The sequence below is a fragment of the Candidatus Methylomicrobium oryzae genome (assembly GCF_016745425.1).
Taxonomy (GTDB): Bacteria; Pseudomonadota; Gammaproteobacteria; order Methylococcales; family Methylomonadaceae; genus Methylomicrobium; species Methylomicrobium oryzae.
Map to the genome: position 1 here is coordinate 275,207 of NZ_JAERVK010000002.1, position 23,616 is coordinate 298,822.

The following is a 23,616-nucleotide window of genomic DNA, read 5'->3' on the forward strand; positions in this document are numbered from 1 at the left end:
CTGAGGGGCGCTAACAGACCCGCCGGTTTTTTTAAGCTTGGCGGGTTTTTTGTGAAATATCGTTTTACGCGAATGCCGCAGGTCTACATCAGCGGCAATATCTGGTCGAGAAGCTTGCCGTTGGTCGCCAGGATCTGTTTCGGGAACAGTCCCGGATTGCCTTTGAAGTCGGTCAGGGAGCCGCCCGCTTCCAGCGCGATCAGCGCGCCGGCGGCGACGTCGTACAAATTCAGCTCCTGCTCCCAGAACGCATCGACCTGCCCGTCTGCGACCATGCACAGGTCGAGCGCGGCCGAGCAGAACCGGCGCTGGCCGGTCGTGCGTTGCGCGATCCGGCAGAAGCGTTCCAGGTTATTTTCGGCCAGATAGTTGCGCAGGCAGGCGAAACCGGTCGAGATCATCGCATCACCGAGCACCGCTTCGTCAGAAACATAAGTCCGTTCGCCGTTCTTGAACGCCCCTTTCCCTTTTTCCGCGATATAAAGATCGTTCAATACCGGCGCATATACCGCGCCGAGCACGATCTCGCCGCCGATTTCGAGCGCGATACTGATCGACCAACCGTACTGGCCTTTCGCGAACGAATGGGTGCCGTCGATCGGATCGACGATCCAGCGGCTGGTCTGGTCGGCGCTTTGTCCGGTTTCCTCGCCCCAGAAGCCGTATTCGGGATACTCCCGGGTCAGGGTTTCCTTCAAAAACGCCTCGATCGCGACATCGGCTTCGGTCACGAAATCGCGCGCGGATTTTTTGTTGATCGCGACGTTCTTGCGGTTATTGAAATATTTCATGCCGATCATGCCGGCATCGCGGATCACCTTTTCAAGCGCGGCTTGGGTTACCCTTATTGGGGCAGTCCCGGTAACGGCAGGGTTTGGCATAACGCAGCAGAAACCAATGCAAAAGCCGCCATTATACCAGCTGCCCCGCTTCGGCTGGCCGAAAAAGTCCCAGGCCGCCTTGCGTGGGGCGGAGATTTTGTTATATTGGCCCGTTGATCGGGAGCACATGAAACCGCCTCTCGAAGCATTACGGATTTATTGATGATTTTTCATGCTCAATTTTAAAAATATCGCCCTGCGCCGGGGCCCGCGGCTGCTATTCGACGAGGCGTCGTTTACGATTCACCAGGGCGAAAAAGTCGGAATTACCGGCGCGAACGGGGCCGGCAAGTCGAGCTTCTTCGCGTTGATCCGGGATGAGCTGCATCCCGATGCGGGCGATTTTTCGATGCCGCCGGGGCTCGAAATTGCGCACGTGGCCCAGGAAACGCCGGCCGCCGAATGCAGCGCGATCGACTACGTGATGGACGGAGACCGGGAACTGCGTCGTCTCCAGGCTGAGCTGAAAACGGCCGAAGCGGCCCATGACGGCCTGAAGCAGGCGGAGCTGCATGCCGCGCTCGACGTGATCGGCGGCTATGAAGCTCAGGCGCGTGCCTCGCGCCTGATGAGCGGGCTCGGCTTCAAGCCGGCTCAGGAGCAGGCCGCGGTCGGTTCTTTTTCAGGCGGCTGGCGGATGCGGTTGAATCTGGCGCAGGCGTTGATGTGCCGCTCCGATGTGCTGCTGCTCGACGAGCCGACCAACCACCTCGATTTGGATGCGGTGATCTGGCTGCAGGACTGGCTGTGCCGGTATCCGGGCACGCTGCTGCTGATCTCGCACGACCGCGATTTTCTCGACGCGATCGCCGACCACATCGCGCATATCGAACAGGGCAAGGTGAACCTCTATACCGGCAACTATTCGGCGTTCGAGCGAATGCGCGCCGAGAAGCTTGCGCAGCAGCAGGCCGCGTTTCAGAAGCAGCAGCGCGAAATCGCGCATATTCAGAGCTTCATCAACCGCTTCAAGGCACAGGCGACCAAGGCCCGGCAGGCGCAAAGCCGGATCAAGGCGCTGGAGCGGATGGAATTGATTGCGCAGGCGCATGTCGACTCGCCGTTCCATTTCAGTTTCGCCGAACCCGGCCGGATGTCGAATCCGCTCTTGACGCTGGACACTGCGGATATCGGCTACGGCGAGAGGATCGTGGTCCGCAAGGCCGGACTGTCGTTGTCGCCGGGCGACCGGGTCGGGCTTTTGGGACCGAACGGCGCGGGCAAGTCGAGCCTGATCAAGGTGCTGGCCGGCGCGATGGCGCCTTTAGCCGGTAAGAGAAACGAGTCGATGCACCTGAAGATCGGCTATTTCGCCCAGCATCAGCTCGAACAGCTGCGCATGGAGGAGTCGCCGCTTTGGCATTTCCAGAAACTGGACCCGCAGGCGACCGAAAAGGACCTGCGGAATTTCTTGGGCGGTTTCGATTTTCAGGGCGACAAAGTGATGGAGCCGGTGCGGCCGTTTTCGGGCGGCGAGAAGGCGCGGCTGGTGCTGGCGCTCCTGGTCTACCAGAATCCGAATTTGCTGTTGCTCGACGAACCGACCAACCATCTCGATCTCGAAATGCGCGAGGCCCTGATCATGGCGCTGCAGGACTATCAGGGCGCGCTGATCACAGTCTCGCACGACCGGCATTTGCTGCGCTCGGTTACCGACCGGCTGCTGCTGGTCGCGGACGGCAAGGTCGAACCGTTCGATGGAGATCTGGACGACTATAAAAACTGGCTCGGCGAGCAGAAAAAATCCGAGACGAAAGACACGGCGCCGTCCGACGCCGCGTCCGCACCGGGCGTCAACCGTAAAGATCAGCGCAGGTTGGAGGCCGAACGCCGCCAGCGCAACAAACCGCTACTGGATGCGTTGAAAAAAGCCGAGCAGGCGGTCGAAAAATTCCATCAGGAACAGCGGCAACTGGAACAGCAATTGGCCGATCCGGCGATTTATCACGAATCGGAGAAAAACCGGCTGAAAGACGTGATGGCGCGAAAGACCCAGGTGGACAAGGCGCTCGAAGACGCCGAGGCGCTCTGGCTGGAAGCGGAGGAAAAGCTCGCGGCGGCACAGCAGGATTGAGCGGCCGTTCCCTTACCGGGTGTGCAGCCGTAGGGTACGCTGCGCGTACCTTTTTTACAGCGCTTTGTTAGTAGCAGGGTTAAGGTACGCGCAGCGTACCCTACGGCATTTCTCCTCTCGGTGGGCCGCGGATGACGGGAATAGTCGCCGGAGGGATAGGGAATTATTGGTCCGACGGATGTCCCATCTCCTAAATAACAACAAACAGAAGCAAAGTAGGAGGCCCGCCCATGTACGAACTGATCGTTCGGCTCTTCGATATCTGCCGTTTTAAAAAAGGTCCGGAGGATTTGCCTTATTCGCTGACCATGCTCAAAATACTCGCGGCCGCCTTTGCCGCGGTCCGGGTTCTGATGCATTACCGGGGCGATAACGTGCTCGGCGCGGTCTTTGAGGCCGCGGCGGAAGTCGGGTATATCGGATTGTTCAGCGGCGTGATGCTGAGGGCTAATCGCCATTTGAACCGCTATTACCAGGTTGCGGGGGCTTTTTTTGGATGTTTCGCGCTGATCGGCTTTATCGCCTGGCCTGCTGCCGCGATGCTGGTGACCGGGCAGTCCGGCGGTCTCGCGTTCATGCTGTTGCTCGGTTTTATCGTCTGGCTCTGTGCGGTCACGGCGCACATCGTTTATCATGCGCTTGCGCCGGACGTCTTGGTCAGTTTGGGTTGGGCGCTGGCGTTTTTAGTCGGTTTCGTATTGCTGTCCATGTCTTCCGGGCATGTCGACGGCATCGGTTAGGAGGAATTGTGAAGTCATACAAGCACATATTATTGGCGGTGGATTTTTTCGACCGGCAGGCCGTGGTCGCCGAGCGCGCGCAGGATCTGGCCGAACGTTACGGCGCCAGACTCAGCATGATCCATGTGGTCGATGCCCTGCCGATCGGCGACCCGGCGAACGATGTGCTGGTTCCTTTCGAAATGGATTTGTCGCAGGAATTTATTGCGCTCGGCAGGAAAAAACTGGCCGAACTGGCATCGTCGTTGGGTGTTCCGGAGCATCAGATCTGGCTCGAAACAGGCAGTCCGAAACAGGAAATCATCCGGATCGCCGAAGAAAACGGGGTCGATCTGATCGTGGTCGGTTCGCACGGGCGGCATGGCTTGGCGCTCCTGCTGGGCTCGACCGCGAACGGCGTTCTGCATCATGCGCACTGCGATGTGCTGGCGGTGCGTTTGCAGAATCCATAAATAAAAATAATACATCAGGCGGCCGCCGAGCGGCAGCCTTTCACATTAAGGTAGGGGAAAATGATAGGAAAAGTGCAAAGTTTCGATCCCGAATCGGGGAGCGGCGCGATCGAAAGCGAAGGACAAACATATTCGTTTGAAATCAAGGATTGGGTAGAGGGCGTTTCTCCCGAGGCGGACGACGAGGTCCGTTTCGACCTGGAAGGCAGCCAGGCGGTGCGGGTCGGCCTGCTTGGCGTTTCTCGCGAGCCACCGCAAGCGGTCAAGTCCAAATACATTGCGGGGGTGCTCTCGCTGCTGTTCGGTTGGGCGGGGCTGTCGCGATTTTACTTGGGCTATTATAAGGTCGGCTTCATGCAGGTCCTGCTTACCGCTTTTTTGCTGTACGCAAAATTCATGGTTTTCGTGCCTCAGTGGGGCTTTGTGGAGGCGGTGCTGCTGTTTGCGAGCAAATTCGACCGCGACGCCAAAGGAAGGCCGTTGAAGTGAAACGGCCGTGTCCGGCGCCGGGAAAGCCTGGCGGGGTTTCGGCAGTAAGGGCATCGGGCTGCGCCCTTCGGTAAGCTTTTTTAAGGCGGCCGGGATTTCTAAAAGCCGCCCGCATCAGCTAAAGATTTTGTAAAGTCCGTCCAGTACCAGCGAGTTCGGGCTGACGATGCCGACCACTTTCCGGTTCTCGATTACCGGCGCCCGGACCAGGTCATACTGTGCGAACAGTCTCGAACAATAGCGGATATCCATCTCCGGATACACCGAAATGACCGGCTTGTTCATGATTTCATAGACATTGACCCGTTCCGGCGCCCTGTCCTTGGCCAATACGTGGCGGGCGATGTCGCCGCAGTTGATCATGCCGTATTCGTCGTCGTCATGGCGCTTGTTCACGATCAGTACGGCGGTCTGCATTTCTTTCATTTTCTTCAACGCTTCGGCCACGGTGGCGATGCCGTCGATCGAGCCGAAGTCGGTCTTCATCACGTCTTTCACTCGGATGGTAATGCGGTTGCCGTTCATAGGGTATCCTCTATCTCTTTTGTCAATGCATTCACCTGGTGTCTGACCCCGATCGCGTCCTCGACGTCGATCTGGAATGCGATCCCGGTTCCCGGTTCGTCGTCGAACTGTGCGACGGCCGCGATCTTTTCCAGAATGAACCGGCTGAGGTGTTCTTCGACGAGCAGCAGCAGGACATCGCGCTGCGCTTCGAGCGTCAGGCCGAAAAAGGTTTTCGACTGTTTCATCCCTTCGCCGCGGGCGTGATTGATCACGGTTGCGCCTTTCGCGCCGGCTTGCCGGGCGGTATTCAGCACCAGGTCGGTTTTGTCGTCATCGACGAACACAATGATGAGTTTGAAATGCATGCTCTATACCTCATGTTTTGGATAAAAGATCGGCTTTATTCAGCCATTGGGCGATTTGCGCGTAGCTCAATACGGCAATGACCGGAAACAGAGCGGCGAACGCGATCAGACCGAATCCGTCCAGCAGCGGGTCGCGTCCGGGAATCGCTTTGGCCAGGCCTAGGCCCAGCGCGGTGATCATCGGCACCGTCACCATCGAGGTGGTGACCGCGCCGGAGTCGTAGGCCAGTCCAAGGATCAGTTTGGGCGCAAAGCGGGTCTGGATCATCACCATAATATAACCGGCGACGATGAATAGAGAGAACTCCTCGCCGGTAACAAGCCGAAAAATGCCGAGCGCGATACCGAACCCTACCCCTAATGCAACCGAAAAACGCAGTCCCCAAGCCCGGATCGTGCCGCCTGAAATCTGCTCGGCCCGCAACGCCACCGCAAGCAGCGAAGGTTCAGCGAGCGCGGTCGTGAAACCGATGCTGGCGGCGAAAACATACACCCAGACATAATCGCGCCAATCGATTTTGCCGGCAACCGGATCGACGCCGATGAATTCGGGCGTGGTCAGCTGTGCAGCCATCAGATCGCCCAGCGGAAACAGCGCCATATCAAGTCCCTTCAGAAAAAACACGATCCCGATCAGCACGGATGCGAAGCCGATTAAGATTTTTCTCGGATGCGCGATCGGCCTGCGGATAACCAATAATTGGAAGCCGAGGATAGTGACCGCGATCGGCAGTACATCGCGGCAGGTTTCCCCCAGTTTCAACGCGAAATTTATCAATCCCTCGATCAGGCCGCTGTGAAGCAGATGGTCTGCGACGGCCGCGATCATCGGAAAAATGTTCCGAGCGGCTTCCGGCAGTGCGGCCATTAACCGTATCATTTCGTCGATCATACCGCCATTCCATAAGCCAGCACGAAAACAATCGGGGTCTGCGACGCGAAAACCACCATGCCGAAACCGTCGGTCAGCGGATTGCGTCCCTTGATCGCGGTCGCGAGACCGACGCCGAGCGCGGTCACCAGGGGTACAGTAATGCTGGATGTCGCGATGCCGCCCGCGTCGTAAGCGATACCGATGATTTCCTTCGGTGCAAAGGGGGTGATAACTGCCACGCATAAATAGCCGATAAAAACCGGCACATAGACCGGCCAGCCGCGGATGATCCGCAACACGCCGACGATTAGCGCAAACCCGACCGACAGCGCCACCGTAACGCGGAGCCCCAGCGCATAATCGGCTTTCGCGGCGTCGCCGGAATCGATGATGTGGCCCTGGCTGGCAATATGCGCGGCTTGCTGGGCCGCGGCGATCAGCGCCGGTTCGGCGATCGCGGCACAGAATCCCAGGCTGAACGCAAAGAGCACCAGCCAGAACAAACTGCCCTTGCGGGCAAAGTCATAGGCCATGTCTTCGCCGAGCGGGAACAGGCTAAGTTCCAGTCCTTGGACGAAAAGGGTCAGGCCGATGATCAGGAAGAGCGAACCCTCGATCAGATTAGCCAGGTCGGGAAGGGGCTGTTTGATCACTAAATTTTGAAAAATCAGCACGACCGCAAAAATCGGCGCCAAATCCCGGCAACTGCCCAGCAGGTATTTGATGAAGCGATTTTTGAACATGCGTAGTCTTATAAATTCTTTGCGATCGCTTGATTGTATATGAAAACAAGCCGGTAAACCTATCCGGACAGGCTTTTATTATTGTCCGGCCTTTGAATGTGAATGTATGAAATGGTTTGGTTTGCCTCTCGGCCTTTTTGAAAAGCTCTTTGCTTAAAGGATTGTCTACGAATAAATTCACGCCATATCCAAAAATGGCGCGATTGCCCTGAGGTCTGATAAAAACCGGAAAGCTTGGCCAATAATTAGAAATATTTTCGGATTAAGCTATAGTTAAAAACAAAACATATTTGTTGTATTTTTTTGGTTATGAGCTTCCTCTTTTCAATCGATTAAGACGAGGTGTTCCCAATGCAGTGCCGTCGAGCTATTTCTGCGCATTTCGCTGTTGAGACTTATGTAGCCTGCTGGGGCCGGGTAAGAAAAAAATAGGATGCATCGTTTATATACCCCAGAGCCTGCTTAGGTTCTTTTTGAATTACGTTTTAACAATTTTAATGACATCCCTATGTGCGAAGACATACCGCTCTGTCCAGTGATCTCTAACTTGCGGCCGCCCTGCCCTCCCGACTGCCTTAGGTTAATTCCTCATTGCGTACTTTAGTCTTTTATATTCTGAATCGAGGATAATCAAATGGCATTATTCGGTAGTAAAACAGTGCAGCCGAAAATCGATGACGCAGTCAAGATTATAGAGAAAATAGCTGAAGGCGATTTTTCCACCCCTATCGATACCTCAGGCAATGACGTCACCGCGCCGTTGATGCGGGCTTTGAAGCATAGCCAGGAGACCCTGGCTAGGCGCACGGCGGAAGAGCTTCGCGCTACCGATCTCAATGCCGAACAGATGGCGCGCTTCGATAAGGCTTTCAGTAAACTGATCGCCGATGTTCAGCGCGGCAAGTTGTCTTTGCGCATGGAGCTGGACGGCCTTTCGGAAGGCTTATATCGCTATACCGCGGAAGGCGTAAATATGATTCTGGATGCAGTGACCCAGCCATTGGGCATCACTTCGGAATATCTTCAACGTCTTGGTAGCGGCATTATCCCCGCCAGAATTACTGTGGAAACTAAAGGCGACTTTGAGGTTTTAAATCATAACATTAATTTACTGATCGACACGCTAAGCGGCTTCAGCGAAGAAATGAACCGCATGTCCAGCGAGCATGACAAGGGTGATATCGACGCCGTGATAGACGTCGACCGTTTCCATGGCGCTTACCGAACGATGGCCCAAGGCGTCAACGACATGGTCAAAGGCCATATTGCGGTCAAGAAAAAAGCCATGGCCGTGGTCAGGGAATTCGGCGAAGGTAATTTTGATGCTCCGCTGGAGAAACTGCCCGGGAAAAAGGCATTCATCAACGAAACGATAGAACAGGTACGCGGCAATATTAAATCACTCATTACCGACGTTGACATGTTGTCTCGGGCGGCGATAGACGGGCGCGTACAAACACGGGCCGATGCGGCTAAACATCGGGGAGACTTCCGACGCATCGTGGAAGGGATCAATTTAACGCTGGAAACCATTGTGTCGCCGATTCTTGTTGTCAAGACAGCGACTGAGGCCATCAATACCGCGGCACGCGAAATCTCGGCCGGTAACTCGGATCTGTCGCAGCGTACCGAGGAACAGGCGGCGAATCTGGAAGAAACCGCTTCCAGCATGGAGCAGCTCGCCTCTACGGTCAAACAGAATGCCGACAATGCGCAACGGGCCAGCCGGAGAGCGGCCGCGGCTTCGGAGGTGGCTGCCAAAGGAGGAGACAGAGTGCAGCAAGTGGTGGACACGATGAGCGCCATCAATGAAAGCTCGCGCAAAATCGTGGACATCATCAGCGTGATCGACGGGATTGCTTTACAGACCAATATCCTGGCCCTCAATGCGGCGGTCGAAGCGGCGCGTGCGGGCGAGCAGGGGCGCGGGTTTGCGGTCGTGGCCAGCGAAGTGCGCAACCTGGCGCAGCGTTCGGCGGCGGCGGCCAAAGAAATCAAAGGATTGATCAGCGATTCGGTGGAAAAGGTGGAGGACGGCAGCCAGTTAGTCAATGAAGCCGGCCAGACCATGGAAGAAGTGGTGAGTTCGGTTCGGGAGGTCACCGACATCATGGCGCAGATTGCGGCCGCCTCTCTGGAGCAAAGCTCCGGCATCGAACAAGTGAATACGGCGGTAGCCCAGATGGACAAAGTCACCCAGCAGAACGCCGCGCTGGTGGAACAGGCCGCGGCCGCCGCCGAATCCCTGGAAGAACAGGCAGACCGGCTGACCGAAGCGATGCGGCAGTTCCGCCTCGATGCCGGCTATAAGGCCGTCTCGTCCGCCTTGCCGGGTCGGCAAGCTTCTCTTCAGAAGCCGATGCCTCGCTCGAACAGCCAGCACAAAGCTCTGGGCGAGCCGGTCCGTGCCGGGCAATACAACGGCGAGGGATGGGAAGAGTTTTAGAGAATTCTCAATTGCGGGGACGGCAGTTGAAAAAGAGGCTGTCCCCGAATATTTGGCGAAAATGCGCGAGCTATAGGCTGGATTAGCGGCAATGCCGATGAGATACGCCGGAACCAGGCTGCTGCATGGAGTGCCAAAGCCAGCTTTGCGACGCCTCGGAGCTAAACTTATCGGGATGGGGGCGGTAGCTAAAATAACATTCGAACTCATCCTCGATCCGTCGGGTTACGAAAAACAACTCGGTCCATTTAAATGAGGTGATAGCGTTCCGGCAGCTTACCGGCAAAGACGAGGAACTCTTGCCCGTGAGGCTACTCCAATGCTGTTTACAAGAGTAGAATAGGGAATTTCCCGATTGATATTTTTCCTGACGTTGACCCGCAATGAATTCCCATGAATAAAATGATCGTCGCTCTGATTTCCGGTTTGAGTTTTTCCTTGGCGGCCTATGCCCAAAGCGGGCAATCCACGGATGAAGCCAAGGCTTTTCCCGCCGCCGCGCCGCAATCCGAGGTCGGCAAGCATCACGGCATCAAGCTGAAACAATTGAGTCAGGAACTCGGTCTGAGCGAAGAACAGGAATCCAAATTCAAGGCGCTATTCAAAAAGCACAAACAAAAAATCAAGGAAATCCGCGAGGAAAGCCAGGAAGAAGTCAAAGACACGCTGACGCCGGCGCAAAAGCTCAAGCTGTACCAGCTGAAAGAGAAGAACAGCGACAAGATCAAGGCTTTAAAACAGGCCGTCACGGAAGAAGAAAACAACCCGTAGACTTTTGCCGGGGCAAGATCGCGTTAAGGTTTAAATGCGGCGACCCGCCGTTTCAGTTGCTCGATATCCTTGGGATCCGGCCGTTTGCCGTAACGCAGATTCATGAAAATCCCTGTGATTCCGTCCACTTCGCCCGCATGCTCCGGCAGGGCTGCCTTGACCCGTTCGGCGAAGTCTTTCGCGCCTTCGCCCGTGCCTTTGACCAGTCCTTTCCGGGCGAGTTTGCCGCAAAAGCGCACGTAAATCCGCAAGGCCGGATCGAGTTTCCGGCGCCTTCGGTACAGGATCGCCAGACTCAACATTACGGTAGCCGCGATCAGGATCGCGCCCAGCCAGTTCAGCATCGCCCGGCTGCCTTTAATTCCGAAGCCGGCCAGGAAATTGGCCTGGTGCGTGCCGTTATAGTTGATGATCCAGCGCTGCCAACCGTAATCCACTGTGTCCCAGATCAGTCCGGCCTGCTTGAGGAGGCTGACGATTTTTCCGAATTCTCCGCTGGCGCTTTCAAAGTAGATAGTTTCGCCCGGGCTTAGGCGGCTCACGTCGAGCGGATATTCGATTCTTTCCGGCGCTACCGCCGCGGTCGGGTCGTAGCGGACCCAGCCGCGCCTGTCGAGCCAGACTTCGGCCCAGGCATGCGCATCCGCCTGCCGGACCTGGATGAAATTGCCGACCTCGTTCGTTTCGCCGCCCTGGTAGCCGGTCACGACGCGGGCCGGAATCTGCGCGGCGCGCATCAGGTACACGAAGGCGGAAGCGTAATGGCTGCAGAAACCGGCGCGCGTATCGAACAGGAAAGATTCGATCGGGTTGGCGTCGAGCTTCGGCGGCTCCAGCGTGTAGCGGAAATTTTCCCGGCGGAAGTGATTCAGCAGACTCTTGATGAATAACTCGGGTGCTGCGTCGTAACCGTGCAGCCGGGCGACCAGCTCCTTCACGCGCGCCGAAGGCGTGCCGGGCAGCTGGATCGCATCCCGGTATTCGGCGGATGACAGCGGGCCGGTATTGTAGTCCGGATAGGACGTCAGCTTGTAGGCCGCGCGCTGCCCGTGCAGTTCGGAAGTGATCATTTGAAAATTCGCATTGCGGCTTAACGGCGGCGAAAATTCGGCCGGCATGTCGAGCGCGAACACCCAGTTCTTTTCCTGGGGCTCCAGCAGCAGGGTGTAGCGGTAGGGCCGGCCGGAAACTTGCGGATTGGATTTCGGATAGCGCTCGAAATTCTGCGCCTGCACCCAGCGTTTGCCGTCGGTCGCCGCCATCACCGGGCCCCGCCAGTAACGCTGATGCGGCGGCGGCAGCGGGCCGTCGAAGCGGGCGCGGAACACGAGTTCGTCGGACAGTCCCAGATTGGTGATCGAGCCCGGCTCCAGCATTTCGCTGAGACCGGTCCGGTTTCGGGTTTCGCTGCCGATAGCCAGCCATTTCGGCGGGTCGAGGCGCGGAAACAGGATGAACATCGCGGCCGCCAGCGGTGCCGCCTGCAGGACGAAAATCACGGCCAGCTTCAGCGCCTGCGCGATGGGGTGCTGCAGGCCGTTCATCGCAATCAGCAGCGTAAGCAGCAGGCAGCAAACAAGGCCGATATAGGCGCCGAACAGGATGCCTTGTTCGTAAAGAAACTGGGTGGCCGCCGCGACGAAGGCCATATAAACGATCAGGCAGGAATCGCGCTCCCTTTTCATTTCCATCAGTTTCAGGCCCAGTGCGGTAATGAACAGGTTGGTGCCGGCGTCGCGGCCGAAAATGCCCTGCCGCTCCGTGAACAGCAGCGCGATGCCCAAGAGCAGTAGCAAAAACAGGACGCGCCGTTCGGGGAGCCAGGCCGGATGCCGGACGCCGAGCAGGCGCCATCCCAAAAGGGCCGCGAAAAAGCCGAAAGTCAGGGGCGGGAGATGCGGGTAATGCGGCAGCACGGCCAGGCCTACCGTCCCGAGCAGTAAAAATTGCAATTTCTGATTGGGAGCGGCCGTTTTCATAGCGGATGCAGCGCCAAGGCTTCGAGACAGGATTGCCGGTGCAGCGCGCCGTCCGCGGGCACGATCCGGTGGTCGGGCAAACGCAGGCCGTAACGCAGGCCGGCCTGGTCGGCTTCCAGCACCCAGCGGCATAAGCGGCTCAGCCTTTCTTCGGTCCCGCGGCCGGGCGTTTCGTCGAAATCCAGCCAGAGCTCGCCGCCGCTGCCGCCGCCGTATTGCTTGCTGAGCACGCCGTAGCCTTTCGCATAGGCTTTCCAGTGGATGCGCCGGACCGGGTCGCCGGCCGAGTAGTTTTTCAGCCCGTAAAATTCATCGCTGCCCTGATGGCCGGTGCCTTCCCGGTTCGGGCCGGCGGATAAAGGCGGGAGAGGAACGCCGGCCTCGGCGGGCTGCGGATAGACCAGGATTTTCATGTTGAAGCGCAGCGGGGACCAGGCGCGGAACAGGCCGAGCGGAAAGGTGCTGTAAAGCGTGATCGTGCCGGCCTCGCACCAGCCGCGCCGCGCGGCGGTCCGATGTACGAAGATTTGATTTCGGCTGTCCGGGGGCAGCGCCAGTTCGGTTTCGGGCTGGCCTTCGATTCGGACTTGCGGCCGCAGCAGCGGGGTCGGATTGTCGATATGAATCGGAAAGGCCGCCGTGCCGCCGGCAAATACCGGCTTGCCGTGCCCTTCGCGGATTACCAGTCCGGCCAGCGTCCGGAAGGTATGGACGGTGGCGAGGAAAAAGATGCCGGCCAATAAAAACGCCAGCAGGTAAACCGGATTGTTGTTGTACACGAACGCGATGAAAAACAGCAGGACGGCCAGGAACGCGAAACCGAGGCCGCTTAGCGTAGGCAGGATGAAAATGCGGCGATGATTCAAGGTAATCGGATCCGGCGAGGCTTTCTCGCCGAACACGAAGCGGCTGAGCCGGAAGCGATCCTTCATCTTCAGGCCCGGCGCGTTCATCACACGGCGACCTGGCTCAAGATCGGCGCGACGACCGCAGCGGCATCAAGATGTCCGGCGCGGATCCGGTGGCCCGCGACCGCGGCCAGCACGGCCTGTATGTCTTCCGGAATCACCGCATCGCGTCCGTCCATATAGGCCCAGGCTTTGGCGGCCGTCAACAGCGCCAATCCCGCCCGGGGCGACAAGCCGGCCGGGTAAGAAGGCGATTCGCGGGTGAAACGGATGATCGCCTGGCAGTAATCGAGCAGCGCATTCGAAGCGTACACCTGAAGCACCTCTTTTTGAATGCGCTGGAGCTGCGCCGGCGGCAGCGCCACGGCCAGATCGTCGATTAAACTGTGGCGGCTCCGGCCGGTCAAAAGTAAACGTTCGGCGGCGGAATCCGGGTAGCCGAGCTCGATCCGCATCAAAAAGCGGTCCAGCTGCGATTCGGGCAGCGGGAAGGTGCCGATCTGATGCGACGGGTTTTGCGTCGCAATCACGAAAAACGGCTCCGGCAGCGGATAAGTCTTTCCGTCCACGGTAACCTGATGTTCTTCCATCGCTTCCAGCAAGGCGCTTTGCGCCTTTGGCGTCGCCCGGTTGATTTCGTCGCCCAGCACCATCTGGCTGAAGATCGGCCCCGGATGAAAGGTGAACTGCTGGTTTTTCGCATCGAACACCGAGCTGCCGATCATGTCGGCCGGCAGAATGTCGCTGGTAAACTGGATGCGCTGGTACTCGAGGCCGAACAGCCGGGCGAGCGTATGCGCCAGCGTGGTCTTGCCGACGCCGGGAATGTCTTCGATCAACAGGTGGCCGCGGGCAAGCAGGCAGCAGACCGCCAGCCGGATTTGCTTTTGTTTGCCGAGCAGGATTTGATTGGCCGAATCCAATAACGCATTGATTGCATTTTGCATGAGTGATGATACGATGGCTGTACGGAATATGCCGGCTTGCAGCAAGCTTGGCAAGAACCTTGCAAGTATAGCAGGATGTGGTATTACGTCCTGATGGGCGCAAGACGGTGCGCCGGTTAATGTTAGACTGACATGGAGGAAATCCTGTGAGCGGATATGAAGAAATACGCGGTAATTTGATCGGCATGCTGGAAGAGCTGAACGACCGGCTGAGCAAGATCACCGAAGACGTCAAGCATGTCGCGGAGCCTCCGGAAAAAGACTTTGCGGAACAGGCCGTCCAGGCCGAGAATTACGAAGTGATGGATTTTCTGGGCAATCGCGCCAGGAACGAAATTGCGCAGATCAAGGACGCGATCGCCCGGATCGACTCCGGTCAGTACGGAGCCTGCCAAAGCTGCGGCGAGCCGATCGGCGAAGCCCGGCTGAAGGCATTGCCCTATTCCGACCTCTGCATCAAATGCGCGAGCCAGCAAGGCTGCTGAAACGCTAAAGCGCTCCCCGCATGACTGAACTTTTATCGATAGCCCGGCAATTTGCCGGGTCGAGCATGGCCGTCCTGCCGTTGGGCAACGGCCTGATCAACGAAACCTATCAAGTAATCACGGCCGCCGAGCCTTTCGTATTGCAGTGCATCAATGCGCATGTGTTTCCGGAGCCGGAAGCGGTGCTCGCGAATCTGGCCGAAATCGCCCGGCATCTCGACGGCAAGGCGGCCGAAGACGTCGAACTGGATATTCCCCGTTTGCTCAAGGCCGAGGCCGGATTTTCCCATGTGCGCGACGGCCGAGGTCGGCTCTGGCGCGCGCTCAGCTACATCCCCGACACGGTCAGCCTGGAGTCGATCGGCGATCCGGGCGAAGCGCGCGAAGCCGGTTTTGCGCTGGGGCATTTTCACCGCCTGCTCAGCGATCTGGACCCTGCGCGCCTTAAGGATACCCTGCCAGGATTCCATATCGCTCCGGCTTATCTGGCGCGTTATCAGGATGTGCTCGCCCAAGCCGATTCCCGCCTGATCGACGCGGACTGCGCTTCATTCATCAACCGCCATCAGGCGATCGCCGACGATCTTGAAGCCGCGAAACGGCAGGGCCTGTTGCCGCTCCGGATCATTCACGGCGACCCGAAGCTGAACAATTTTCTGTTCGACAAGGGCCGGCAAAAAGTGGTCGGCCTGGTCGACCTGGATACGGTCAAGCCGGGCCTTCTGCATTACGACCTCGGCGACTGCCTGCGTTCCTGCTGCCATCGCCCCGAAAACGACGCGTTCGACCTTGGCATCGGCGAGGCGATACTGGGCAGTTACCTTGGCGAAGCCGGCCGGTTTTTTACCGGCCCCGACTACGATTATCTTTTCCCGGCGATCCGGCTGATTCCTTTCGAACTGGGGATTCGCTTCTACACCGATCATCTTGAGGGCAACCGCTACTTCAAAGTCGAAGGTCCCGGGCAGAATCTTCAGCGCGCACTCGGGCAGTTCCGGCTGTGCGCGAGTGTAATTGCACAGGAACGGGCGATCCGGGCGCTGATCGCTTCGCTGCGCGGCAACACGGCGGATTAAGTGCAGACGATTGGCGATCTGCTGCAATGTTTCCCGGTGGCGGGCGAGCTGGTGTGGATCGGACTGCGCCCGGCGCGGCAGACGCCGATGCTGGCGGTCGAGGAGGCGTTTGCCGAGGCGGGCGCGGGCTTGGCCGGCGACCGCTATCGGGGTGGCGGCAAGCGCCAGGTCACGCTGATTCAGTGGGAGCATCTTGCGGTTTTATCCGCCTTGACAAGGCGGGAGGTGACGCCGGAACTGCTGCGTCGCAATCTGGCGATTCGGGGCGTGAATCTTCCGGCCCTGAAAAATCGGACTTTCCGGATCGGCGAGGCCGTCCTTCAAGTAACCGGTCAATGCCACCCGTGTTCCCGAATGGAACAGATTCTTGGCCTCGGCGGCTACAATGCAATGCGCAGCCACGGCGGACTGACCGCGCGGATTGTCCGAAGCGGTCGGCTCCGTGTTGGCGACCCCCTGACGGTTTTGCCGGACGGTTCTTCAGCGTAATGTAAGACAGACGTAATGATGCGCTCGGGCTCGACAGCCACTACCTGGCCAGTTTCCTGGACTTCGCGAGTTTGCAGTACATTTTCGGCAAGGCTGGAGCGGGTGGCTCTGTTTCTGTAGCCTGCCTTCGCCGTAGTACCGTTCCGGTGCCAACTTATTCGTTTTCCTGCGGTCCAATAGCCAGTTGAACCGGCTCTGCACAGTTTAGCTGGAGCGGAGCACGCAGCCGGAGGACATCCGAATGACTATCCCCGAAACCGAAATTCTTGCTACTCTGGCGCCGCAATGGGTGTGCCTTGAGTGCGGCTACAACATGATCGGCGAAATGCCCGACGTGTGCCCGTTCTGCGGCGCCCGGCACGACCGTTTCCTGCCTTGGGATACCGCCGAAAAACAATATCGGGTGACCGGCACGCCCGTGAGCGAGGGCGTGACCCAATTGCTGTCGGTTCCGAAACTGGGCTACGAGCATGCCGCCTACCGGATCGAGGCGGAGGACGGCGGGGTCTGGATCGATGCGCCGTCGGCCTTCAATCGCGATCTCGAACCGGTCAGGGCGATCCTGTTTACGCATCTTCATTTCATGGGCGCCTCGAACCAGTACCGACGGCTATGGCAGGCGGAGGTCGGGCTGCACGAGCTCGATGCGAGGCATTCCTTAGTCGCGCGGTTTGACGTCGACCGCCGTTTTACCGGAGACTTTACCGCTTTCGGAATCGAAGCGCATCACAGCGGCGGACACACCCCGGGTTTCACGTTTTATATTTACCGCGATGTGCTGTTCATCTGTGACTACGTCTTTCTGACGCCCGACGGCGGAATGATCTTCAACCCTTATGGGCCAAAGCATGAAACGCGCCGGCAGGGCGCCGTAATTTTCGAGAACCTGAAAGGCCGTCCGCTCAAAACGGTCTGCGGTTACGATTATGTGATCCCTTTTGCCGATTGGCTGGCCCGCTTCGAACGGCTGGCGATTCGGGGCGATAATTAATCACAACCTCGCTTGCGCCCGGCTCGAGGCCGGCTGGCTTATCTGCAGGGCGTCAAGGTCGTGATTGCCGTTGCAATTCGAACCGGGCGACAGCACGGCAAGCCTGCGACTATTCGGCATCGACAAAAGTGCGCTCGATCAGCGGGTGAGGCTCGTCGCTGTTTTATTCCAGCGCGATCGTCTCTTCAATGCAGTGCCGGATGCCGAGCTCGGGCGCTTCCAGCGTCATTTTGACCCGGATGCCCTTTTTTCCCGCCAGTTGTCCGCCTTCGTCGGCTTTCAGCACCGCATGCTCGATCTCGCGCTGCGAAGTGATGCCGACTTTCTTCAGGAATTTTCTGGTTTCCATGTTTAGGGTATCTTCGTTCATGGGCAAGGCCTCCTGGGGTAAGTAAACAATCGTGCCGGTACGCTGACTAATGACGACCGGCGTTTTCGATCGCTGTGACAGTGACTCCGGAACAGAGCAAATAATTCCGTTCTCCGGATTGCGTTCCCAATTTAAATTTTCCGGAACTTTTTTACCTCCCGTTCGCTCTTAAAGACGTACGCCTCATAACGGCGTCGGATCAGCCTCGCTCTCCCCCTGCATTCGGCTGATTTTCTTCAAACCCCAAAATGTCACTCCGGTGTTTTGGGGTTTTTTCTTTTCTGTCGGTCTCCGGCCGTTAAATTCCGTTTTCTTTGCTATGCTCATAACAATCTTTTTTCATTTTGTGCCGAACGCATGGAAAATTCGAATTACGCCGAACTCGTCGCTCTGGTCGAAAAAATGCCCGCTTTTCCGAAAAGCGTACAGCGAGTGGTGCAGTTGACCGCAAATCTCGAGGTGCCTGCGAAGGACATCGTGCAGGTGATCGAATGCGATCCGGTGCTGACGGTGAAGATTTTAAAGGTGATCAATTCCGCGTTTTACGGGCTATCCCATAAAATCAATTCGGTGCAGCGCGCAGTCGTGCACATCGGTTTGAACACCGTCAAAAACCTCGCGATGGGCATCGCCGCGATGGGGATGCTGAAAACCTCGAACAAGGCCGGTTTCAACCCGAGCGCATTTTTGCTGCATGCGTTGACGACTGCTGCGATCAGCCGCAAGCTTGCCGAGAGGGCGGGCCTGAGTCAGCAGGCGTGCGGAGATTGCTTCGTGGCGGGGTTGCTCCACGATTTCGGCAAGGTGGTGTTTGCGGAATTCAGGCCGGAGGGCTTCAAGCTGGCATTGGCCAAGAGCAAAGAGGAGAACATGCCGCTGCATCTCTTCGAGCAGGAGTTTCTTGGCATTGACCATGCCGAAGCCGGGGCGTTGCTGGCCGAAAAATGGAAGCTTTCCGAGCTGTTGATCGAGGCGATCCGGCACCATCACGACCATCCGGACAATACCTTCGGCGAATGCCTGTTTGCGGCAAATCAAATCAGCAAAAGGCAGCGCTACGGCGATGGCGGCAATCCGGTTACCGATGTCTTTCCCGAGACGGTCGTAAACCGTTTCGGTTTATCCTTGGAAGCCTTGATCGACGACCTCGGTAATTTGGACGTCATTGCGCAGGAAGCCGAACTTTTCATCAAACCGTAATTGCAAAGATAGTTTAATGAAATTCAAATTTTGGGGAGTTAGAGGATCGATTCCGACGCCGGGGCCTATGACCGTCAGATACGGCGGCAATACGACCTGTATCGAAATCCGGACGGATCGGAACGAACTGATCATTCTCGATGCCGGCACCGGCATCCATGCGCTGGCGCAAACCTTACTTAGGGACATGCCGCTCACCGCTAACATCTTCATCACGCATACGCACTGGGATCACATCCAGGGGCTGCCTTTTTTCCTGCCGATATTCTTTAAAAACAATCGGATCAACATTTACGGCGGACTCGATCCGGTCACCGACGAAAACATCAACCGGGCGCTGTCGGCGCAGCTGCAATACAGTTATTTTCCGATCCATGAAGCGCAGTTGAAAGCCCGGATCGAATACTTGACGGTTCGGCCCGGCGAAACGGTCAGTGTCGGGAGCGCCCGGATCACGCCGATCATTTTGAATCATCCGGTGCTGAATTTCGGCTACCGGGTCGAGTGCGACGGTGCCTCGCTGTTTTTCACCGGCGATTTCGAAAACCCTGTCAACATTTATCAGCCCGAGGACGATTACTACGAGTCTTTCCAGTTGTTCCTGGTCGAGAAAAACCAGGAAATCCAGGCAGCGATGCGGGAGGTGGATGCGCTGATCGTCGATTCGTCCTACACCGATGAGGAATATGCGATTCGGCAGGGCTGGGGGCACGGCACCTACCGTTCCGGGATCAAGCTGGCTACCGAGGCGAATGCGAAGCGGCTGTTTCTGACCCATCATGAGCCGACCCGGACCGATGCCGATCTCGACCGGATTTACCGGGAATTGAAGGGACAGCATCCGCATTTTGCGGACAGGCTGTTCATCGCCTACGAAGGAATGGAAGTCTGTCTCTAATCCGCGGCCGGCCGGGCGAATAACTGGTCGAGCGCGGCGTGCGCCTCGTCCAGCCCGTTTTTTTTCAGCGACGAAAACAGTTGCACGCTCAGCGGAATCGGCGCGCCGCTCAATTCCTTCCGGACCTCCAGCAGCGTATTCTTGGCCGCGCCGAAGCTGAGCTTGTCGACCTTGGTTAGCAGAATGTGCACGGGCAGCTGCGCATGTTCGCACCATTGCAGCATCTGCCAGTCGAATTCGGTTAAAGGATGGCGCACGTCCATTACCAGCACGATTCCGCACAACGATTTCCGCCGATTCAAATAATCCTCGATCGCTTTACGCCAGTGCTGTATGACAGCGAGCGGCGCGGTTGCGAAGCCGTAGCCGGGCAGGTCCACGAAGCGCTGCCTCTCAGTAATTTCGAAGAAGTTGAGCATCTGGGTCCGCCCCGGCGTTTTACTGATTCGGGCCAGCGCATTTTGCCGGGTCAGGGTATTGAGTGCGCTCGATTTACCGGCATTGGAACGGCCTGCGAAAGCGACTTCCAGTCCGTGGTCGGGGGGCGCATGTTTCAGATTTGGAGCACTGTTAATAAATTTTGCTTGATGATAAACTGGGTTCATTACTGTCTCGATCCGCTAAGGTAAATGGGGTAGAATCCCGGGCCAAGCCGGAAACAGCCAGTTCCGAATCTCATAAAAATAACGAAAAATTCCGAAGGGGAGTCTGATGAAAATAAAGTTCCTGGCCGTTGCAGTCGGTATCGCGATGTGCGGCGCTTCCGCTATTTTACATGCCGAGGGCAATCCTCGCGCAGGAAAAGACAAAGCGGCCGCCTGCAACAGTTGCCACGGCGACAACGGCAACAGCATGGCGCCGAATTTTCCGAAGCTGGCTCAGCAACATGCCTCCTATCTGGCCAAGCAACTGCAAGCGTTCAAGAGCGGCGGCCGCAACGATCCTATAATGTCCCCAATGGCGCTGCCGCTGTCCGAGGAGGACATGGCCGATATTGCCGCTTACTATGCGACGCAAAAAATTTCGGGGAACTCGATGCCGGTGCTGCCGCCGCCCGATGAGGACGAAGACGAGGACGAGCAGGCGGCAGCACCGGTCAAATCCAAATCGGTGCCCGAACTGATCGCTCAGGGCAGCAACCTGTACCGCAACGGTGACCGCCAGCGCGAGGTGTCCGCCTGTATCGCCTGCCACGGCCCGTTCGGCGAAGGCAACCTGCCGGCGGCGTTCCCGGCCCTGCGTTCGCAGCATGCCGATTATCTGATCAAGGCATTGACCGATTTTAAAACCGGCGCGCGCGGCAATACGCCGGAAAACATGATGCACATGATCGCCCAGAAGATGACCGATGAGGAAATCCGGGCGGTCGCTTATCATATCTCGATGATGAAATAAGAACGTGTCGGCATCAGGTGAAAAATAGTGCCGAAAGTGCACTTCTCATTACTGCTATTACGGCGAAATTCACTTGGAAACTCGGGCGGATAAGCGAAGCGCATCCGCCTTTTACCTCATTTAATGGATGTGCGCCACTATCTCTTCAGCGCCGCTTCAGGTTAATCTTCGGCGTTAGACGCGGACACCTTATTTGATGATCGTTAAGTCATACGCTCGTCGCCCTGTTTCCAAGTGAGCGTGTCATTTACAACTACATGGGAAACCGAAGTCAATGCGTAAAAATTTTATCCAAATCGGACTGATCATTCTGACGCTTGCCGTACTGGCAGGCGCTTCAATATTTTTCTTCCAGAAAATGCAAGAGCGGTCCGGCAGCGAAGCTACAGCGCCCGAACAGACGGCGGCAGCCCCGGCGTCCGCAGAGAAACAACCGGCTGCCGAAGCCGCGCCGTCTGCTCCTGCCCCGGCTACACCGGCAGCCCAGGCGCCGCAGCCAGCCGCCGAAACGGCCGCACCTGCACAGGTTGAGCCGGCTGCCCCGGCGGCAGAGCCGGCTGCCCCGGCGGCAGAGCCGGCCGCAAGCCCGGCAGCAGAGGAGGAATTAGCCGGGGGCTACGAAACCCTTGATGCGCCGCAGCCGACCCAGAATCCGGACAAGATCGAGGTGATCGAGTTTTTCTGGTACGGCTGCCCGCATTGCTACGATTTCGAGCCGATTCTCGAAAGCTGGGTCAAAAAGCTTCCGGCGAATGTCGACTTCATCCGTCAGCCGGCCGCGTTCAGCGATCTTTGGGCAAAGCACGCGAAAGCGTTTTATGTCGCTCAGGCCCTGGGCGTGCTCGACAAGGTCCATGCGGACTTCTTCGATGCCCTGCAGAACAAGCATCAAAAGTTGGAAACCGAAGAGCAGCTGGCCGCGTTCTTTACCGCGCACGGCGTCAAGGAAGCCGACTTCCTCGAGGCCTATAATTCCTTTCTGGTCGACACCAAAGTCCGCCAGGCCGCGGTTACGCCCGCGCGTTACGGTGTAACCGGCGTGCCGGTGCTGATCGTGAACGGCAAATACAAGGTGGACGGCAGATCGGCCGGGTCGCATGAAAAAATGATCGAAGTTACGAACCAGTTGATCAAAAAGGAAGCCGCGGCCAAAAAATAATTTTCCGCTTGAAGACCTGCCAGGTTTTTTAAAACCTGGCAGGTCTTTGCTTATAACGGCGCCGGTTCAAGCTTCCGCCGTCTCAATACCAGAACCGCATCCCTACCACAAAGCGCACGCTGTGATGGTGCTCGCGCAGCGACTCCTCTTCCACATAATCGAAGCCGACATAAGGGGCAAATTCGCGCTCGATCTCGTACCGTAACCGCATCCCCGCCTCGAATTCGGTCACCCCGGCCTTTACGCCGCGGTTCTCGATGTCCTTGGCGGCGACATTCACTTCGATGCGGGGCATCAGGATCAGCCGCTGGGTCAACAGCATCTCGTAGCCCAGGCTCAAGCGGCCGAGCAGATTGCCGTTTTCGGTGATGAAGGCGGCGCTGTCGACCTCGACGAAATAAGGGGCGAGCCCCTGGAAGCCGATCACCGCGTCGAAGGTCCGTTCCGGCTCGAACGCCCGGCGCGCACCGACCTGAAAATCCCAGAACGTGCTGATATTGCGGCTGTACAACAGTTGCAGGTCGGCGCGCCCGAAGATGTCCTGGTCGGCCGAATAGTCGCCCTCGGTTTTCAGGTAAAGCTTGTGGTCGTCGTTGCCGATCCAGTGCTTGATGTCCCATTTGAACAAATGCAGGTTGTCGTTGCCTTCGTATTCGAACCGTTCGGCCATGAACCTGCTGAAAATCATTTGATCATCCTGAGCGCAGGCCGGATGCGCATAGAGTATGCCTGTCAACAGGTTTCCCAGCAGGCTGCCGAATTTGCCCGGTTTGGAGAGAGCGCATTTCATCCGTGAACCTGCCCCGTTTTCTCGACGATCAGCCGGCGGAACATGCCGGTATCCATGTGGTACAGCAAATGGCAGTGAAACGCCCACTCTCCTTCCGCGTCGGCGACCACGATCACACTGACCGTCTTGCCCGGCGGCACGTTGATCACGTGTTTTTTCGGATTGAAAGCGCCGTTGCCGTTGTCGAGATATTGCCATAGGCCGTGCAGATGAATCGGATGGTTCATCATCGTTTCGTTCACGTAGGTGAAGCGGATATGTTCGCCGAACTTGACCCGCAGCGGCTCCGATTCCGAATATTTGATGTCGTCGAACGACCAGATATAACGGTACATGTTGCCGGTCAGGCGCAGCCGGATCTCGCGGTCGGGCTGCCGCCAGTCGCTGTTCGGGGCGGCGGCCATCAGATGCCGATAGTCCAGCGCTTCGTATGAGCCCATCGCGGCTGCTTCCGTATGCTGCATAGGCGTTGCCTGAGCATCATCCGGTTTTGCCGCCGTTGCGGACGCGTGATGCATTTGATGGTCCGCATGGTCCGCATGGTCCGCATGGTCCGCATGGTCCGCATGGTCCGCATGGTCCGCATG

General features: G+C 57.6%; 25 protein-coding genes and 1 pseudogene. 14 read left to right on the top strand and 12 right to left on the bottom strand.

Translation table 11 applies throughout. The features are described 5' to 3' along the window. Positions 1–83: 83 nt before the first annotated feature. Positions 84–881, bottom strand: coding sequence for an inositol monophosphatase family protein (locus JJL52_RS03345; RefSeq protein WP_236994015.1), 798 nt, complete (start codon positions 879–881; stop codon positions 84–86). 172 nt (positions 882–1,053) lie between these two features. Here JJL52_RS03345 and JJL52_RS03350 point away from each other — a divergent pair, with 172 nt between their 5' ends. The 4 genes from JJL52_RS03350 (at position 1,054) to JJL52_RS03365 (ending at position 4,636) form a co-directional block, all read left to right on the top strand. Beyond that, positions 1,054–2,955: an ATP-binding cassette domain-containing protein gene (locus JJL52_RS03350; RefSeq protein ID WP_202050974.1), complete on the top strand. Its 1,902-nt coding sequence runs from the start codon at positions 1,054–1,056 to the stop codon at positions 2,953–2,955. Between the two features lie 230 nt (positions 2,956–3,185). Further along, complete coding sequence (locus tag JJL52_RS03355; protein WP_202050975.1) at positions 3,186–3,695, top strand: hypothetical protein; 510 nt, start codon at positions 3,186–3,188, stop codon at positions 3,693–3,695. Between the two features lie 8 nt (positions 3,696–3,703). Beyond that, a complete protein-coding gene (locus tag JJL52_RS03360) occupies positions 3,704–4,147 on the top strand; it encodes a universal stress protein (protein ID WP_202050976.1) in 444 nt (147 codons plus the stop codon). A gap of 60 nt (positions 4,148–4,207) precedes the next feature. Further along, positions 4,208–4,636, top strand: coding sequence for a TM2 domain-containing protein (locus tag JJL52_RS03365; RefSeq protein WP_202050977.1), 429 nt, complete (start codon positions 4,208–4,210; stop codon positions 4,634–4,636). 114 nt (positions 4,637–4,750) lie between these two features. On the opposite strand, the gene JJL52_RS03370 is transcribed toward JJL52_RS03365, so the two are convergent. From JJL52_RS03370 to JJL52_RS03385, 4 genes are all read right to left on the bottom strand, one after another. Further along, the gene (locus tag JJL52_RS03370) at positions 4,751–5,161 is read right to left on the bottom strand and encodes a CBS domain-containing protein (protein ID WP_202050978.1); all 411 of its coding nucleotides are present in this window, start codon (positions 5,159–5,161) and stop codon (positions 4,751–4,753) included. After that, positions 5,158–5,508: a P-II family nitrogen regulator gene (locus tag JJL52_RS03375; protein ID WP_202050979.1), complete on the bottom strand. Its 351-nt coding sequence runs from the start codon at positions 5,506–5,508 to the stop codon at positions 5,158–5,160. The genes JJL52_RS03370 and JJL52_RS03375 overlap by 4 nt, the downstream gene beginning before the upstream one ends. Before the next feature lie 10 nt (positions 5,509–5,518). After that, a complete protein-coding gene (locus tag JJL52_RS03380) occupies positions 5,519–6,298 on the bottom strand; it encodes a DUF1538 domain-containing protein (RefSeq protein WP_202051047.1) in 780 nt (259 codons plus the stop codon). Between the two features lie 98 nt (positions 6,299–6,396). Continuing rightward, positions 6,397–7,125 (bottom strand): DUF1538 domain-containing protein, encoded by a 729-nt coding sequence (locus JJL52_RS03385; RefSeq protein ID WP_202050980.1) that lies wholly within the window; start codon positions 7,123–7,125, stop codon positions 6,397–6,399. A 634-nt stretch (positions 7,126–7,759) separates the two neighbouring features. Here JJL52_RS03385 and JJL52_RS21500 point away from each other — a divergent pair. Continuing rightward, positions 7,760–9,571 (top strand): methyl-accepting chemotaxis protein, encoded by a 1,812-nt coding sequence (locus JJL52_RS21500; RefSeq protein ID WP_202050981.1) that lies wholly within the window; start codon positions 7,760–7,762, stop codon positions 9,569–9,571. Positions 9,572–9,964: 393 nt separating this feature from the next. Beyond that, positions 9,965–10,342 carry a hypothetical protein gene (locus tag JJL52_RS03395; protein ID WP_202050982.1) on the top strand — a complete coding sequence of 126 codons (378 nt, stop codon included), beginning with the start codon at positions 9,965–9,967 and terminating at the stop codon, positions 10,340–10,342. A gap of 23 nt (positions 10,343–10,365) precedes the next feature. Here JJL52_RS03395 and JJL52_RS03400 read toward each other — a convergent pair whose 3' ends face one another. The 3 genes from JJL52_RS03400 to JJL52_RS03410 are packed head-to-tail and all read right to left on the bottom strand — an operon-like array spanning position 10,366 to position 14,176. Next, positions 10,366–12,321 carry a transglutaminase TgpA family protein gene (locus JJL52_RS03400; protein ID WP_202050983.1) on the bottom strand — a complete coding sequence of 652 codons (1,956 nt, stop codon included), beginning with the start codon at positions 12,319–12,321 and terminating at the stop codon, positions 10,366–10,368. Beyond that, positions 12,318–13,274, bottom strand: coding sequence for a DUF58 domain-containing protein (locus JJL52_RS03405; protein WP_202050984.1), 957 nt, complete (start codon positions 13,272–13,274; stop codon positions 12,318–12,320). The genes JJL52_RS03400 and JJL52_RS03405 overlap by 4 nt, the downstream gene beginning before the upstream one ends. Next, on the bottom strand, positions 13,274–14,176 hold the full coding sequence (locus tag JJL52_RS03410; RefSeq protein WP_202050985.1) for an AAA family ATPase: 903 nt from the start codon (positions 14,174–14,176) through the stop codon (positions 13,274–13,276). Before JJL52_RS03410 ends, JJL52_RS03405 begins: the two co-directional genes overlap by 1 nt. A gap of 146 nt (positions 14,177–14,322) precedes the next feature. On the opposite strand from JJL52_RS03410, the gene JJL52_RS03415 reads away from it, so the two are divergent. The 4 genes from JJL52_RS03415 to JJL52_RS03430 all read left to right on the top strand — a co-directional run bounded on the left by JJL52_RS03415 (position 14,323) and on the right by JJL52_RS03430 (position 17,217). Further along, positions 14,323–14,661, top strand: coding sequence for a TraR/DksA C4-type zinc finger protein (locus JJL52_RS03415; RefSeq protein WP_202050986.1), 339 nt, complete (start codon positions 14,323–14,325; stop codon positions 14,659–14,661). Between the two features lie 20 nt (positions 14,662–14,681). Further along, positions 14,682–15,737, top strand: a complete 1,056-nt coding sequence (locus JJL52_RS03420) for a phosphotransferase enzyme family protein (protein WP_202050987.1) — start codon at positions 14,682–14,684, stop codon at positions 15,735–15,737. Then, positions 15,738–16,226: an MOSC domain-containing protein gene (locus JJL52_RS03425; protein ID WP_202050988.1), complete on the top strand. Its 489-nt coding sequence runs from the start codon at positions 15,738–15,740 to the stop codon at positions 16,224–16,226. 241 nt (positions 16,227–16,467) lie between these two features. Next, a complete protein-coding gene (locus JJL52_RS03430) occupies positions 16,468–17,217 on the top strand; it encodes a rubredoxin-like domain-containing protein (protein WP_202050989.1) in 750 nt (249 codons plus the stop codon). Between the two features lie 163 nt (positions 17,218–17,380). Here the strand turns inward: JJL52_RS03430 and JJL52_RS03435 are convergent, their stop codons facing one another. Then, complete coding sequence (locus JJL52_RS03435) at positions 17,381–17,587, bottom strand: DUF6494 family protein (protein ID WP_202050990.1); 207 nt, start codon at positions 17,585–17,587, stop codon at positions 17,381–17,383. 357 nt (positions 17,588–17,944) lie between these two features. Here JJL52_RS03435 and JJL52_RS03440 point away from each other — a divergent pair, with 357 nt between their 5' ends. Both JJL52_RS03440 and JJL52_RS03445 read left to right on the top strand, forming a co-directional pair. Then, the gene (locus tag JJL52_RS03440; RefSeq protein ID WP_202050991.1) at positions 17,945–18,787 is read left to right on the top strand and encodes an HDOD domain-containing protein; all 843 of its coding nucleotides are present in this window, start codon (positions 17,945–17,947) and stop codon (positions 18,785–18,787) included. Between the two features lie 16 nt (positions 18,788–18,803). Further along, complete coding sequence (locus JJL52_RS03445) at positions 18,804–19,685, top strand: MBL fold metallo-hydrolase (protein WP_202050992.1); 882 nt, start codon at positions 18,804–18,806, stop codon at positions 19,683–19,685. On the opposite strand, the gene yihA is transcribed toward JJL52_RS03445, so the two are convergent. Continuing rightward, positions 19,682–20,290: a ribosome biogenesis GTP-binding protein YihA/YsxC gene (gene yihA / locus JJL52_RS03450; protein ID WP_202050993.1), complete on the bottom strand. Its 609-nt coding sequence runs from the start codon at positions 20,288–20,290 to the stop codon at positions 19,682–19,684. The two genes, JJL52_RS03445 and yihA, sit on opposite strands and share 4 nt — an antisense overlap. Positions 20,291–20,396: 106 nt before the next feature. Between yihA and JJL52_RS03455 the strand changes: the two genes are divergently transcribed. Together JJL52_RS03455 and JJL52_RS21715 are read left to right on the top strand one after the other, a co-directional pair. Then, positions 20,397–21,080, top strand: a complete 684-nt coding sequence (locus tag JJL52_RS03455) for a c-type cytochrome (RefSeq protein WP_202050994.1) — start codon at positions 20,397–20,399, stop codon at positions 21,078–21,080. Positions 21,081–21,693: 613 nt separating this feature from the next. Further along, positions 21,694–22,239 (top strand): annotated as a pseudogene (locus JJL52_RS21715) (thiol:disulfide interchange protein DsbA/DsbL); the annotation flags it as partial. Positions 22,240–22,321: 82 nt separating this feature from the next. Here the strand turns inward: JJL52_RS21715 and JJL52_RS03465 are convergent. Further along, positions 22,322–23,029 carry a copper resistance protein B gene (locus JJL52_RS03465; protein ID WP_236994016.1) on the bottom strand — a complete coding sequence of 236 codons (708 nt, stop codon included), beginning with the start codon at positions 23,027–23,029 and terminating at the stop codon, positions 22,322–22,324. After that, positions 23,026–23,616, bottom strand: a 591-nt coding sequence (locus JJL52_RS21505; RefSeq protein WP_272901700.1) for a multicopper oxidase domain-containing protein, incomplete at its 5' end; no start/stop codon positions are given. The genes JJL52_RS03465 and JJL52_RS21505, both read right to left, overlap by 4 nt.